The 12,745-nt window shown below is 69.6% G+C and carries 14 protein-coding genes; 10 read left to right on the top strand and 4 right to left on the bottom strand.

Going from position 1 to position 12,745, the window contains the following annotated elements:
- The first annotated feature begins 25 nt into the window (after positions 1–25).
- Positions 26–1,453 (top strand): argininosuccinate lyase, encoded by a 1,428-nt coding sequence (gene argH, locus ABT009_RS05685; protein WP_351289898.1) that lies wholly within the window; start codon positions 26–28, stop codon positions 1,451–1,453.
- 97 nt (positions 1,454–1,550) lie between these two features.
- The gene (locus tag ABT009_RS05680) at positions 1,551–2,522 is read left to right on the top strand and encodes an aldo/keto reductase (protein ID WP_351289896.1); all 972 of its coding nucleotides are present in this window, start codon (positions 1,551–1,553) and stop codon (positions 2,520–2,522) included.
- An 18-nt stretch (positions 2,523–2,540) separates the two neighbouring features.
- On the opposite strand, the gene ABT009_RS05675 is transcribed toward ABT009_RS05680, so the two are convergent.
- Both ABT009_RS05675 and ABT009_RS05670 read right to left on the bottom strand, forming a co-directional pair.
- Entirely contained in the window at positions 2,541–3,053 is a 513-nt protein-coding gene (locus ABT009_RS05675) for an HAD domain-containing protein (RefSeq protein ID WP_351289894.1), read from the bottom strand.
- 134 nt (positions 3,054–3,187) lie between these two features.
- On the bottom strand, positions 3,188–3,859 hold the full coding sequence (locus tag ABT009_RS05670; protein WP_351290432.1) for a lysophospholipid acyltransferase family protein: 672 nt from the start codon (positions 3,857–3,859) through the stop codon (positions 3,188–3,190).
- A gap of 342 nt (positions 3,860–4,201) precedes the next feature.
- Between ABT009_RS05670 and ABT009_RS05665 the strand changes: the two genes are divergently transcribed.
- From ABT009_RS05665 to ABT009_RS05655, 3 genes are all read left to right on the top strand, one after another.
- Positions 4,202–5,392: a glycerophosphodiester phosphodiesterase gene (locus ABT009_RS05665; RefSeq protein ID WP_351289892.1), complete on the top strand. Its 1,191-nt coding sequence runs from the start codon at positions 4,202–4,204 to the stop codon at positions 5,390–5,392.
- Between the two features lie 98 nt (positions 5,393–5,490).
- Positions 5,491–5,985 (top strand): sigma-70 family RNA polymerase sigma factor, encoded by a 495-nt coding sequence (locus ABT009_RS05660; protein ID WP_351290430.1) that lies wholly within the window; start codon positions 5,491–5,493, stop codon positions 5,983–5,985.
- 40 nt (positions 5,986–6,025) lie between these two features.
- A complete protein-coding gene (locus ABT009_RS05655) occupies positions 6,026–6,529 on the top strand; it encodes a GNAT family N-acetyltransferase (RefSeq protein WP_351289890.1) in 504 nt (167 codons plus the stop codon).
- Between the two features lie 114 nt (positions 6,530–6,643).
- Here the strand turns inward: ABT009_RS05655 and ABT009_RS05650 are convergent, their stop codons facing one another.
- A complete protein-coding gene (locus ABT009_RS05650; RefSeq protein ID WP_351290428.1) occupies positions 6,644–7,021 on the bottom strand; it encodes a hypothetical protein in 378 nt (125 codons plus the stop codon).
- 76 nt (positions 7,022–7,097) lie between these two features.
- Complete coding sequence (locus tag ABT009_RS05645) at positions 7,098–7,457, bottom strand: hypothetical protein (RefSeq protein ID WP_351289888.1); 360 nt, start codon at positions 7,455–7,457, stop codon at positions 7,098–7,100.
- Between the two features lie 644 nt (positions 7,458–8,101).
- Here ABT009_RS05645 and ABT009_RS05640 point away from each other — a divergent pair.
- The 5 genes from ABT009_RS05640 to ABT009_RS05620 all read left to right on the top strand — a co-directional run bounded on the left by ABT009_RS05640 (position 8,102) and on the right by ABT009_RS05620 (position 12,550).
- Complete coding sequence (locus tag ABT009_RS05640; protein WP_351289886.1) at positions 8,102–9,136, top strand: methionine ABC transporter ATP-binding protein; 1,035 nt, start codon at positions 8,102–8,104, stop codon at positions 9,134–9,136.
- Entirely contained in the window at positions 9,133–9,936 is an 804-nt protein-coding gene (locus ABT009_RS05635) for a methionine ABC transporter permease (protein WP_351289884.1), read from the top strand. The genes ABT009_RS05640 and ABT009_RS05635 overlap by 4 nt, the downstream gene beginning before the upstream one ends.
- Positions 9,937–10,022: 86 nt before the next feature.
- Complete coding sequence (locus ABT009_RS05630) at positions 10,023–10,856, top strand: MetQ/NlpA family ABC transporter substrate-binding protein (protein ID WP_351289882.1); 834 nt, start codon at positions 10,023–10,025, stop codon at positions 10,854–10,856.
- Positions 10,857–10,886: 30 nt separating this feature from the next.
- Positions 10,887–11,717 carry a MetQ/NlpA family ABC transporter substrate-binding protein gene (locus ABT009_RS05625; RefSeq protein WP_351289880.1) on the top strand — a complete coding sequence of 277 codons (831 nt, stop codon included), beginning with the start codon at positions 10,887–10,889 and terminating at the stop codon, positions 11,715–11,717.
- 194 nt (positions 11,718–11,911) lie between these two features.
- Positions 11,912–12,550 (top strand): GNAT family N-acetyltransferase, encoded by a 639-nt coding sequence (locus ABT009_RS05620; RefSeq protein ID WP_351289878.1) that lies wholly within the window; start codon positions 11,912–11,914, stop codon positions 12,548–12,550.
- The last annotated feature ends 195 nt before the right edge of the window (positions 12,551–12,745 follow it).

The raw sequence follows: 12,745 nt of genomic DNA, 5'->3' as shown, positions 1-12,745 counted from the left end.
CGACCATCTCCGAGGAGCACAGCAAGTGAGCAGCAACACCGGTGACGTCCGGCTCTGGGGCGCCCGTTTCGCCGACGGCCCCGCCGAGGCCCTCGCCAAGCTGTCCGCGTCCGTCCACTTCGACTGGCGGCTCGCGCCCTACGACATCGCCGGTTCGCGCGCCCACGCGCGCGTGCTGCACAAGGCGGGGCTGCTCACAGCCGACGAGCTGGAGCGTATGATCGCGGGCCTCGACCAGCTCGAGGCGGACGTGGCCTCCGGCGACTTCGTGGGCACCATCGCCGACGAGGACGTCCACACCGCCCTCGAGCGCGGCCTGCTGGAGCGTCTCGGCCCGGACCTCGGCGGCAAGCTGCGCGCCGGCCGGTCCCGCAACGACCAGGTGGCGACCCTCTTCCGGATGTACCTGCGCGACCACGCCCGGATCATCGGCGGCCTGATCGCCGACCTCCAGGAGGCGCTGATCGGCCTGGCCGAGGCCCACCCGGACGTCGCCATGCCGGGCCGTACGCACCTCCAGCACGCCCAGCCGGTGCTCTTCGCGCACCATGTGCTCGCCCACGTGCAGTCGCTCTCGCGGGACGCCGAGCGGCTTCGCCAGTGGGACGACCGGACCGCCGTGTCCCCGTACGGCTCGGGCGCGCTCGCCGGCTCCTCGCTGGGCCTCGACCCGGAGGCGGTGGCGAAGGACCTCGGCTTCGAGCACGGTTCCGTCGCCAACTCCATCGACGGCACGGCCTCGCGCGACTTCGTCGCCGAGTTCGTGTTCATCACCGCGATGATCGGGGTCAACCTCTCCCGGATCGCGGAGGAGGTCATCATCTGGAACACGAAGGAGTTCTCCTTCGTCACGCTCCACGACTCCTTCTCCACCGGCTCGTCGATCATGCCGCAGAAGAAGAACCCGGACATCGCCGAGCTCGCGCGCGGCAAGTCCGGCCGCCTCATCGGCAACCTCACGGGCCTCCTCGCGACCCTGAAGGCCCTGCCCCTCGCGTACAACCGCGACCTGCAGGAGGACAAGGAGCCGGTCTTCGACTCCTGCGACCAGCTCGCGGTCCTGCTGCCCGCCTTCACCGGCATGATGGCGACCCTCACCGTCAACCGGGAGCGCATGGAGGAACTGGCCCCGGCCGGTTTCTCGCTCGCCACCGACATCGCCGAGTGGCTGGTCAAGCAGGGTGTGCCGTTCCGTGTCGCACACGAGGTCGCCGGTGAGTGCGTCAAGGAGTGCGAGGCGGGCGCCATCGAGCTCGACCAGCTCACCGACGAGCAGTTCGCCAAGATCTCCCCGCATCTGACCCCCGAGGTGCGGACCGTGCTGAACGTGCCGGGCGCGCTGGCGTCCCGCAACGGCCGCGGCGGCACCGCCCCCTCCGCGGTCGCCGTCCAGCTCGCCGAGATCAAGGCCGACGTGGCCGCGCAGCAGGAGTGGGCCGCCGCCCGCAAGTAGGCCGTACGGGGTACCGAAGAACCCATCCGGGAGCCGCAAGGGCATCGCGGGTTACGTTGGTCGACAGCCGCAAGGAGCCGACCGAACGGAGCCCGCGATGCCCATTTCCCGTCTGGCCGCAGCGACGACTCCCACCTGCCACATCGGCCTCGGCCTCGCCGCCGTCGGCCGCCCGGGCTACATCAACCTCGGCCGCGACCAGGACCTCCCGCCCGTACGCAGCGTCGACGCGATGCGCGCCCGCACCCACGAACTCCTCGACGCCGCCTACGCACAGGGCGTCCGCTACTTCGACGCGGCCCGGTCCTACGGCCGCTCCGAGGAGTTCCTCGCCGACTGGCTGCTGGCCCGCCCCGACATCACGGACGTCGTCGTCGGCAGCAAGTGGGGCTACACGTACACGGCGGGCTGGCGCACCGACGCCGAGGCACACGAGGTCAAGGACCACAGCGTCGCCACGTACGACCGGCAGCGCGCCGAGACCGCCGCACTGCTCGGCGGCCGGCTCGACCTCTACCAGATCCATTCGGTGACCCCGGACAGCCCGGCCCTCGAGGACAAGGAGCTGCACGCGCGCCTGGCCGAGCTGGCCGCCGAGGGCGTGACGGTGGGCCTGTCCACCAGCGGCCCGGCCCAGGCGGAGGCCATCCGCGCGGCCCTCGCGGTCGAGTACGACGGCGAGCCGCTCTTCCGCACCGTCCAGGCGACGTACAACGCGCTGGAGACCTCGGCCGGTCCCGCACTCGCCGAGGCGCACGAGGCGGGGCTCACGGTGATCATCAAGGAGGGCATGGCCAACGGACGCCTGGCAGGTCCGCACGCCCCCGCGGCCCTGCGCGCGATCTCTGAGGAGACGGGCCTCGGCCCCGACGCGGTCGCCCTCGCGCTCATCCTTCAGCAGCCCTGGGCCGGAGTCGTCCTCTCGGGAGCGGCCACGACGAACCAGCTCGCCTCGAACCTGCACGCCGCGGCCGTCGACCTGGATACGGACCAGACGGCCAGGCTCGACGAGCTGGCAGAGGACCCCGAGACGTACTGGCAGCACAGGGCCGGGCTGCCCTGGAGCTGACGGCCCCGGGGTGCCCGGTCACGCCGTGAGGGCCTCCGCCCAGGAGGCCAGCGCGGTGAAGTCCTTGCGGGCCAGGCCGGTCCGCGGGTCGATCCACAGCAGCATCGCGGCCGCCGGGTGATGGCGCTCGATCCAGTCCCGGTCAGCGTCCGTGACCTCGTCGTCGACCCAGGCGAAGGGCCGCCCCGCCGCGTACGCCACGATGTCCCGCGTCTTCCAGTACGTGCCGTCCGGCGAACCGCCGTGCAGATCGCCCCAGTCAACGTACGGCAGCCGGGGCAGCCCCAGATGAGGGCCGATCCACTCGTTGGCCTCGTCCATCCACGTGGTCGCCCAGATCAGGTCGTACGCCCCGGACAGCTTGAGCAGCTCCGCACCATGCCCGGCATGCAGCAGCACGGGCAGATACGGCGACGCAGTCCACCCCTCCGGCCGCGTCAGATGCACCGCATACCCCTCGGGCACGGGCCCAAGCAGCGCCATGTACGGATTAAGCGGCCCGTCGATATCCACGAAGAGCAACGGCTTCATGGAACCAGCATCCCCGCGTGCCTCGCTGTGGGCAGGCGTTCCGCACGGGCGATGTGGGTCCCCCTGGTCGAGCGAAGCCCGCCCCCGTCGTACAGCACCCAAAGACGAGGCCGAGCCGAACCCCGCCGCAGGCGCTACGCCGCCTTCGCCTTGGTGGCGTACATGTCCACGTACTCCTGCCCCGAAAGCCGCATGACCTCAGCCATCACCGAGTCCGTCACAGCCCGCAGGACGTACCGATCCCGGTCCATGCCCTCGTACCGCGAGAACTCCATGGCCTCACCGAACCGGACCGTCACCCGCCCCGGCCGCGGCATCCCCGCACCCCCCGGCTGCAGCTTATCCGTGCCGATCATCGCGAACGGCACCACCGGCGCGCCGGTCATCAGGGTCAGCCGCGCGATACCCGTACGGCCGCGGTAGAGCCGGCCGTCGGGGGAGCGGGTGCCCTCCGGGTAGATGCCGAAGATCCTGCCCTCCTCGAGTACGCGTCGGCCGGTCATCAGCGCCGCGACGCCGCCGTTCGCGCCGTCCCGGTCCACAGGAATCATGCCGACGCCGGTGAAGAACCAGGCCATCAGGCGGCCCTTGAGGCCCTTGCCGGTGACGTACTCGTCCTTGCCGATGAAGACGACCTGGCGGTCGCAGACCAGCGGCAGGACGATCGAGTCGATGAAGGTGAGGTGGTTCCCGGCGAGGATGACCGGGCCGGTGCCGGGGATGTGCTCGGCGCCCTCGACCCGTGGGCGGAACATCAGGCGCATGATCGGTCCGAGCACTGCCTTGATGAGCGCGAAGCGGGACAACGGGTCCTCCGGTGTCAAGGGTCGAGGGTGAGTCTCTGCAGGTGAGGACGATACTCGCGGGCCCCGGGTGGTTGCACACCGGGTTCACCGACTGGATACTCACTGTTGACCCATGTTTACCTGGAGTGGCGTGCCGTTGCACGGCCGACATCCGGACGACACGCTGCGGTCGGCATAGCGGCTCCCGCCTCCGCCACCCGACCCTCCGTCAACTGGCAGCCCTCGTACGACATCCAGCATCACCCGTGTGTTCCGTCCAAGGTCTCCCACCCGTCACTTGAGGACACCTACGATCAGTCCCGGTTTGACAGGTGCAGGGCACCACAACGGGAGGAGCGCTCAATGGCGACGCAGCGGACGCAGGGGTCGGAAGAGCAGCGGCCGGGAGCGAGCCTTGGCCGGCGCGCCGTACTGGGGGCCGCGGTCCTCGGCGCGGGCGGAGCCGTCATCGGACTGCCCGGCACGGCTGCCGCCGCAGAACAAGCCGCCGAACAGTACGGCGGCAGGGGCTACAAGGACCTGCCGGTGCCCACCATCATCGGGCACCGCGGCGCCAGCGGTTACCGCCCGGAGCACACCTTCGGCTCGTACGAGCTGGCCCTCGACCTGGGCGCCCACGTCGTCGAGGCGGGCGACCTCGTGCCCACCAAGGACGGCCACATCGTCTGCCGCCACGAGCCGGAGATCGGCGGCACCACGGACGTCGCGGACCACCCCGAGTTCGCCGACCGCAAGACCACCAAGGTGCTCGACGGCGTCTCCACCACCGGCTGGTTCACCGAGGACTTCACGCTCGCCGAGCTGAAGACCCTGCGCGCGATCGAGCGCATCCCGGCCAACCGCCCGCACAACACCCTGTACAACGGCCGCTGGGAGATCCCCACCTTCGAAGAGGTGCTCCAGTGGCAGGACGAGCAGACCCGCAAGCGCGGCAGGCAGGTCTGGATCTACCCCGAGACCAAGCACCCCACCTACTTCCGCAAGCTCGGCCTCGGCCTGGAGGAGCGGGTCGCCAAGCTGCTGCGCAAGTACGGCAAGGACAAGAAGAACTCGCCGGTCATCCTCCAGTCCTTCGAGCCGAGCAGCATCCAGCGCCTGAACAAGCTCGTCGACAACCCGCTCGTCGTGCTGCTGTCCTCGGCGAACAGCCGCCCCTGGGACTTCGTCGAGGCGGGCGACCCGCGCACGGTCGCCGACCTGGTCAAGCCCGAGGGCCTGAAGTGGATCGCCTCCTACGCTCAGGGCATCGGCCCGACCCTCGACCTGGTCATCCCGAAGGACGCGAGCGGCAAGCTCACCACGCCGACCACCCTGGTGGCGGACGCACACGCGGCGGGGCTGATCCTCCACCCGTACACGATGCGCAACGAGAACCCCTTCCTGCCCGCGGACTTCAGGAAGGGCACCGACCCGACGGCCTACGGCGACGCCTTCGGCGCCTTCAAGACCTACTTCGCCACCGGCATCGACGGGGTCTTCACCGACAACGCCGACACCGGCCTGCTGGCCCGCGCCGACTTCGTCAACGGCTGAAGCCGCCGCCCCGGATGGGGTGACAGACGCCCGCCCCGGCAACCTCGCGCCGGGGCGGGCGCGTTCTGCCCGACGTGATCCCCAGCACGCCGTACGACATGGTCGGCGCCCTCCGCCCCCTGCTGGCCGCCGAGGTATCGGCTGAGGCCGGTGCCGGTACCGAGCCCGGCGACCTCGAACAGGCCGTGTGGCTGCGCCTGCTGGAGCACGTGCACAGCGAAGGCCCGCCCGGGAACCCCGCGTCCTGGCTGGTCGACGCCGTCCGCGCCGAGGCGCGTCGGCTGCGGCGCGCGACCCGGTACGAACTCCCGTACACCGCCGAGCCGGCCGACGACACAGCCGGCCCCGAACAACTCGCCCTGACCGCCACCCGGCGCCGGGCGCTGCACGCAGCCGCGCGGGGACTGCCCGGCCGCTGCGCGCGACTGGTCGCGGCGCTGCTGTCGCCCCGGGACCTCACGTACCGGGAGATAGCGGCGGAGTTGGGTATCTCACAGGGCAGTCTTGGCCCGGAACGTTCTCGATGTCTGGGATGTCTGCGGAGATTGCTCGCCGCGGAGGTTGCAGCTCACAGCGCTCAGGGAAAAGAGTGAGGGACAACCGGCGGAGCAGGTGAGCGGGAGGCATGCACACATGGGCATGAGTGTGACCATCTCGGAGGCGACCGAGCAGGACGCCGAACAGATCCTCAAACTGCAGTACCTGTGCTATCAGGGCGAGGCCGAGCTGTACGGCGACTACTCCATCGAGCCGCTCACCCAGCCCCTCGATTCCATCAAGGCCGAACTGCGCGGCGGCAGCGTGCTGGTGGCGCGGCTCGGCGACGAGGTGGTGGCATCGGTGCGCGGCACCGTGACCTCCGACGGCACGGCCCGCATCAACAAGCTGATCGTCCATCCGCGGATGCAGCGGCACGGCCTGGGCGGGCGGTTGCTGAACGCCATAGAGGAACGGCTTGGCGCGGAGGGCACGGCGCGGCGCTTCGAGCTCTTCACCGGCCACCGCAGCGAGGGCAACCTGCGGCTGTACCGCAAGCATGGATACGCCACCGTCGGCACCGAACGCGTCCATGACCGGCTCACGATGGTGACCCTGTCCAAGGACGCCGAGGCGAATGCCTTCGTCGCCAGCGCCTGACAATTCGTCTCGCTGATCACGGGTGGGCCGGGTTCCGCAGAGAGCCCGGCCCGCTGCCGCGGCACCGTGACGACCATCGCGCCGAGGCCGACCCGCGGGAAGCCCGCGAGGCGGCTAGCCTTCGGCGGCCGTAGCCCCGCGGGCCCTGCGCAGCCAGAACATCGCGGTCACCGGCAGGATCACCGGGATGAACAGATAGCCCATGCCGTAGTCCGACCAGACCGTGGCGTCCGGGAAGGCGGACGGCTCCGCCAGCGTCCACGTCCCCACGATCAGCACGCCCGCGAGCTCGGCGGCGCAGCACACCAGCGCCGCCCTGCGGGCCGTCTCCCCACCCCGTACGAGCGAGTACGTGATGAAGCCGTACACGACGCCCGCGACCGCGGACAGCGAGTAGGCGAGCGGGGCGTGGTCGAACTCGGTCGCGATCTGGACGATCGAGCGCGACACGGCGCCGACCACCATCACGCCGTACAGCCACACCAGCAGCATGCCCGGACCGCTGATCAGCCGGGTGCGGGGCCTGCGCTGACCGGTCACGGTCCCGTTCTCCTCGGACACGGCCACCTCAGCCTCCCCAGATGTCGTAGAGCCGCACCTCGAGCACGGCCAGCACCACGCCGCCCGCCGCGACCGTCACCGAACCCCAGCGGGTGCGCTCCGCCAGCGACATGAAACCCACGGCCGGAATGCAGGCGAAGGCACCCAGCAGATACGCCACGAAGATCGCCGTGCCCTGCTCCGGCTTCTCGCCGCGCGCCAGCTGGACGATGCCGACCACCAGCTGGACCACGACGAGCAGCGACACCACGGCCATGCCGATGAAGTGCCAGTCCTTCGTCGGCTGGTCACGGTAGGCGGCGAAACCGCACCAAGCGGCCAGCACGAGCGCGGCGACGCTGGTCGCGACCGTCAGGGCATCAAGCATGCTGAGACCCTAATACGGGCCAAAGGACCCGGGCCGTCCGGCCCCGGTGCCGGGCCGTTCACGCCCTCGGTGGCCAGGGCGTTCGTCCCGTACGGCCGGGACGTCGGTCGCGACCGCCGTGGCATTGGCCACAGCACAGGGCGCTTCAAGCCGGGTTGGGGACTTCTCCGCGAACGATCCTCCTGTCCGTCCGTGCAGGTCATACGAGGGGCCAGGGGAACGTTGCCGGGCGAGGTGGCGTCCAGGAGTGTCCGGTATTCGGACAGCGGGTGGCTGGGTCCGACATGACGTCTGCTTTACTTGATGCATGACCACGACGAGCTACCGCGTATCCGCGACCGAGGCGATCACGACGCCCGGTGCTCGTTGTATGTGTCGAATGTGCGCCTTCTGAGGGCCCCAGTACCGCCAAGAGACTCGCGCCCCGAAGCGAGACTTGCCCAGCCATGTCCGTAGGTGACTGCACACGCTGATCCGCACGTCCTGACAGCTGCCTGCCCACCACGCACGGACTGAGCCTGCCCCGCGCACACGCTTCTCCCCGGTTCCCATCGCCATGAGCGAGAACCGTGCCGCGTTCCGACCATGAATGCCCCGTGCCGGCCGCCATTCGCGCCGCGCACTCGACAGTGACGGAAACACACGTGATCACCACATCGGGCCTGACCAAGGTCTACCGCTCGCGCGGCCGCGAGGTGACCGCCCTCGACGGCGTCGACCTCCACGTCCGCGAAGGCGAGGTGTACGGCGTCATCGGCCAGAGCGGCGCCGGAAAGTCCTCGCTGATCCGCTGCATCAACCTCCTGGAGCGCCCCACCGCCGGCACCGTGACCGTCGGCGGCCAGGACCTCACCGCCCTGGCCGGAAGCGGCCCGCGCGCCGGCAGGGAGCTGCGCGAGGCCCGCAGCCGCATCGGCATGGTCTTCCAGCACTTCAACCTGCTGTCGTCGCGCACCGTCCAGGCCAACGTCGAGCTGCCCCTGGAGATCCTCGGCGTCTCCGGCAAGGAGCGCTCGCGCAAGGCCCTGGAACTCCTCGACCTGGTCGGCCTCTCCGACAAGTCGAAGGCCTACCCGGCCCAGCTCTCCGGCGGCCAGAAGCAGCGCGTCGGCATCGCCCGCGCCCTCGCCGGCGACCCGAAGGTGCTGCTCTCGGACGAGGCCACCAGCGCCCTCGACCCCGAGACCACCCGCTCCATCCTCCAGCTGCTGCGCGACCTCAACCAGCAGCTCGGCCTGACCGTCCTGCTCATCACGCACGAGATGGACGTTGTCAAGACCATCTGCGACTCGGCCGCCCTCATGGAGAAGGGCCGGATCGTCGAGTCCGGCACCGTCACCGAGCTCCTGGCCACCCCCGGCTCGGAGCTGGCCGCGGCCCTCTTCCCGGTGAGCGGCGACGCCTCCGGTGACGACCGCACCGTCGTCGACGTGACCTTCCACGGCGAGGCCGCGACCCAGCCCGTGATCTCGCAGCTCTCCCGCACGTACAACATCGACATCTCGATCCTCGGCGCCGCGATGGACACCGTCGCGGGCAAGCAGGTCGGCCGTATGCGCATCGAACTGCCCGGCCGCTACGAGGAGAACGTCGTGCCCATCGGCTTCCTGCGCGAACAGGGGCTGCAGATCGACGTCCTGGGCCAGGAGCCCGTGCTGCTGAAGGAAGGTGCCAAGTGACCTGGTCGGAGATGCAGCCGCTGCTGTCCCAGGCGTGTTGGGACACGCTCTACATGGTCGGCTGGTCGACCCTCATCGCGGTCGTCGGCGGTCTGCCGCTCGGCATCCTGCTGGTCCTCACGGACCGGGGCGGGCTGCTGCAGAACACCGTCCTGAACAAGGTGATCGGGCAGATCGTGAACGTCGCCCGCTCGCTGCCGTTCATCATCCTGATGGTGGCTCTGATGAGCTTCACCCGCTGGATCACCGGCACCACCATCGGTCGCGAGGCCGCGATCGTGCCGCTCGCGATCGGCGCGATCCCGTTCTTCGCGCGGCTCGTCGAAACGGCCGTCCGCGAGGTGGACGGCGGCCTCGTCGAGGCCGTGCAGGCGATGGGCGGCAACACCTGGACCGTCGTACGCAAGGTCCTCGTCCCCGAATCACTGCCGTCGCTGATCTCCAGCGCCACCACGACCATCGTCGCGCTCATCGGGTACTCGGCGATGGCGGGCACCGTCGGCGCGGGCGGCCTCGGCGACATCGCCATCCGCTACGGCTACCAGCGGTTCGAGACCGGTCTGATGTGGATCACCGTGGCGATCCTCGCCGTGGTCATCTCCGTCATCCAGTTCGCCGGCGACTACGCCGCACGCGGACTGCACCGGCGGGGCGGTCGCTCCGGAGCCGCACCGAAGCTGAGGTTCCTCAAGGCCGAGGCCGCGTCCGGCGCCGACACCGCTGCCGGGACCGGCACCATCCCCGCCCAGGCCACGGAGGCCGGCAGGGCCCCGGCCGCCGAGGTGACCAAGGTCCCCTGAGTCCCGGACCCGGACACGCATTCCTCCCCGAATCTCCCCGCCCACCCACGACGGGGTCGCACCACCCATGGAGAAAGGCACTTTTCGTGCGTAACACCGCCAAGATCACCACCGCCGTCCTCGCCGCCGGAGCCCTCACCTTCGGGCTGACCGCCTGCGGTTCGGACTCCGGCTCGGGCGCCAAGGCCGACGCCTCCGACCCGCTGGTCGTCGCCGCGAGCCCGACCCCGCACGCCGCGATCCTGAACTACGTCAAGGACAACCTGGCGAAGGACGCGGGCCTCAACCTCGAGGTCAAGGAGTTCACCGACTACGTCACGCCGAACACGGCGACCGAGGACGGGTCTGTCGACGCCAACTACTTCCAGAACAAGCCGTACCTCGACGACTTCAACAAGAAGAACGGCACCCACATCGTGCCCGTCGTGACGGTCCACCTGGAGCCGCTCGGCCTCTACTCGAACAAGATCAAGTCGGCCGACGACCTCAAGAGCGGTGCCACCATCGCCGTCCCGAACGACACGGTCAACGAGGCGCGGGCGCTCAAGCTCCTCGACGCCAACGGGATCATCACGCTCAAGGACGGCGTGGGCAGCGAGGCGACCCCCAAGGACATCGCCAAGAACCCGAAGAACCTGCAGTTCAAGGAGCTGGAGGCGGCCCAGACCCCGCGCTCCCTGGACGACGTCGACGCCGCGGTGGTCAACGGCAACTACGCCATCGAGGCGGACCTCAAGCCCTCCGAGGACGCCCTGGTGCTGGAGTCCGCGGACAACAGCCCGTACGGCAACTTCCTCGCCGTCAAGGACGGCAACGAGGACGACCCGCGCGTGAAGAAGCTCGCCAAGCTGCTCACGTCCGACGAGGTGAAGAAGTTCATCGAGGACAAGTACGACGGCTCCGTCATCCCGTCGTTCTGAGCCGGCCCGAGCAACGGAGACAGTCGCACCATGCGCAAGACAGCCATATCCACCGCGGCCGCAGGGATCGCTCTGGCCCTGGGCCTGACGGCCTGCGGCTCGGGCTCCTCGTCCGCGGGCGGTGACGACGAGGGCACGCTGATCGTCGGCGCCACCGCGGTCCCGGCCGGCGAGGTCCTCACGTACGTCAAGGACAACCTCGCGGAGAAGGCCGGCCTCGACCTGGAGATCAAGGAGTTCACGGACTACGTCCTGCCGAACACCGCGCTCAACGAGGGCTCGCTCGACGCCAACCTGTACCAGAACAAGCCGTTCCTGGACGACTTCAACAAGTCCAAGGGCACGGACCTGGTCCCCGTCGTGCAGGCATACCTGCCCCCCATGGGCGTGTACTCCAAGAAGGTCAAGGACGTCGCCGGCCTCCCCGAAGGCGCCACCGTCACCGTGCCCAACGACACGACCAACGAGGGCCGGGCGCTGAAGCTCCTCGCCGCCCAGGGCGTCATCGAGCTCAAGAAGGACGCGGGGGCCGACGCATCGCCGGCGGACATCGTGTCGAACCCCAAGAAGCTCGTCATCAAGGAGCTGGAGCCGGCCCAGCTGCCCCGCTCCCTGGACGACGTCGGCGCGTCCGTCATCAACAACAACTTCGCCCAGGACGCGGGCCTCAGCCCCACCGAGGACGCCATCCACCTGGAGTCCGCGAAGAACAACCCGTACGCCAACATCCTCGCCGTCAAGAAGGGCAACGAGGACGACCCGCGGGTCGAGAAGCTGGTCAAGCTCCTCCAGTCGTCCGAGGTGAAGAAGTTCATCGAGGACAAGTACAAGGGCTCGGTCCTGCCGGTCACCGGCGCCTGACACCCTTTCGGCCGCCATGGGGTCCGCTCGCGAACAGGAGCGGACCCCATGGTGCAGTTCCGCGCCGCGATGCTGCATGCTGGGGCATTCACACCTGGGCTTACGGTCAACAGGGCTTACGGGCCACCGGCCTTACGGTCCACCGGCCTTATGGCCTGCCGGGCTTACGGTTCCTGACGGTTACGGAGCAGCGCATGACTAGCACCTTCCCCAACATCTCCATCAGCACGGAGCGGTTGGTGCTGCGTCCCCTCGACGAGGACGACGTGCCCGCCCTGGCCGAGATGATGAACGACGAGCAGGTCGGCGCCTGGACCGACGTCCCGCAGCCCTACACCGAGGACGGGGCCCGCACCTGGATCACCGAGTACGCCCCCACCGAACGCGCGGCGGGCCGCGGGCTGGACCTCGCCGTCACGGAGTTCCTCACCCAGCGCCTGGTCGGCATCGTCCAGCTGACCAAGACCAACTGGCACGTTCGGGCCACCGAACTGTCGTACGTCATCGCCCCCTGGGCCCGCGGCGAGGGCTACGCCGCCGAGGCAGCGCTCGCCACCGCCCAATGGCTGTTCAGCGACCAGAAGTTCGAACGCATCGAGCTGCGCACGGCCGCCGACAACACCGCCTCCCAGCAGGTCGCCCAGAAGATCGGCTGCATCAGCGAGGGCGTCCTGCGCAACGCGTGCATAGCGCACGTCCGGGCGGAGGACGGCACCTGGACCGACGTACGCACCGACTTCATCGTGTGGAGCCTGCTCCCCGAGGACCTCGACGGCGTCATCGACCAGCTCTCCGAAAGCAGCGGCTTCACGGCGTTCTCCGACTGGTCCTGACCCGGGGCGTCGCCGCTCGCGTCGTGGGCAATCGTTCCTCCCCCATGCTGGGCGATGAGGGAGGGCGACAACCGCCCAGAGTCGCGGGCGCCACCTCCGAGGAGCCGCCGGCCAGGTTCACCAGGTACGCTCACGGTGCCCTCGGGCGCCGCGTGCGCCCCCTGACGACCTGCGAGAACCCTCGGGAGACTGACG

Origin of the sequence: Streptomyces sp. NPDC002896, from assembly GCF_040295225.1 — a bacterium.
Taxonomy (GTDB): Bacteria; Actinomycetota; Actinomycetes; order Streptomycetales; family Streptomycetaceae; genus Streptomyces.
Note: the sequence above shows the minus strand (reverse complement) of the source record. Positions and strands in the feature narration are given on the sequence as shown.

Coding starts and splice junctions, on each gene's coding strand:
- ABT009_RS05680 (WP_351289896.1), top strand. CDS start 1,551: ATGCCCATTTCCCGTCTGGCCGCAGCGACGACTCCCACCTGCCACATC.
- ABT009_RS05675 (WP_351289894.1), bottom strand. CDS start 3,053: ATGAAGCCGTTGCTCTTCGTGGATATCGACGGGCCGCTTAATCCGTAC.
- ABT009_RS05665 (WP_351289892.1), top strand. CDS start 4,202: ATGGCGACGCAGCGGACGCAGGGGTCGGAAGAGCAGCGGCCGGGAGCG.
- ABT009_RS05660 (WP_351290430.1), top strand. CDS start 5,491: ATGGTCGGCGCCCTCCGCCCCCTGCTGGCCGCCGAGGTATCGGCTGAG.
- ABT009_RS05655 (WP_351289890.1), top strand. CDS start 6,026: ATGGGCATGAGTGTGACCATCTCGGAGGCGACCGAGCAGGACGCCGAA.
- ABT009_RS05650 (WP_351290428.1), bottom strand. CDS start 7,021: ATGCTGCTGGTGTGGCTGTACGGCGTGATGGTGGTCGGCGCCGTGTCG.
- ABT009_RS05645 (WP_351289888.1), bottom strand. CDS start 7,457: ATGCTTGATGCCCTGACGGTCGCGACCAGCGTCGCCGCGCTCGTGCTG.
- ABT009_RS05625 (WP_351289880.1), top strand. CDS start 10,887: ATGCGCAAGACAGCCATATCCACCGCGGCCGCAGGGATCGCTCTGGCC.
- ABT009_RS05620 (WP_351289878.1), top strand. CDS start 11,912: ATGACTAGCACCTTCCCCAACATCTCCATCAGCACGGAGCGGTTGGTG.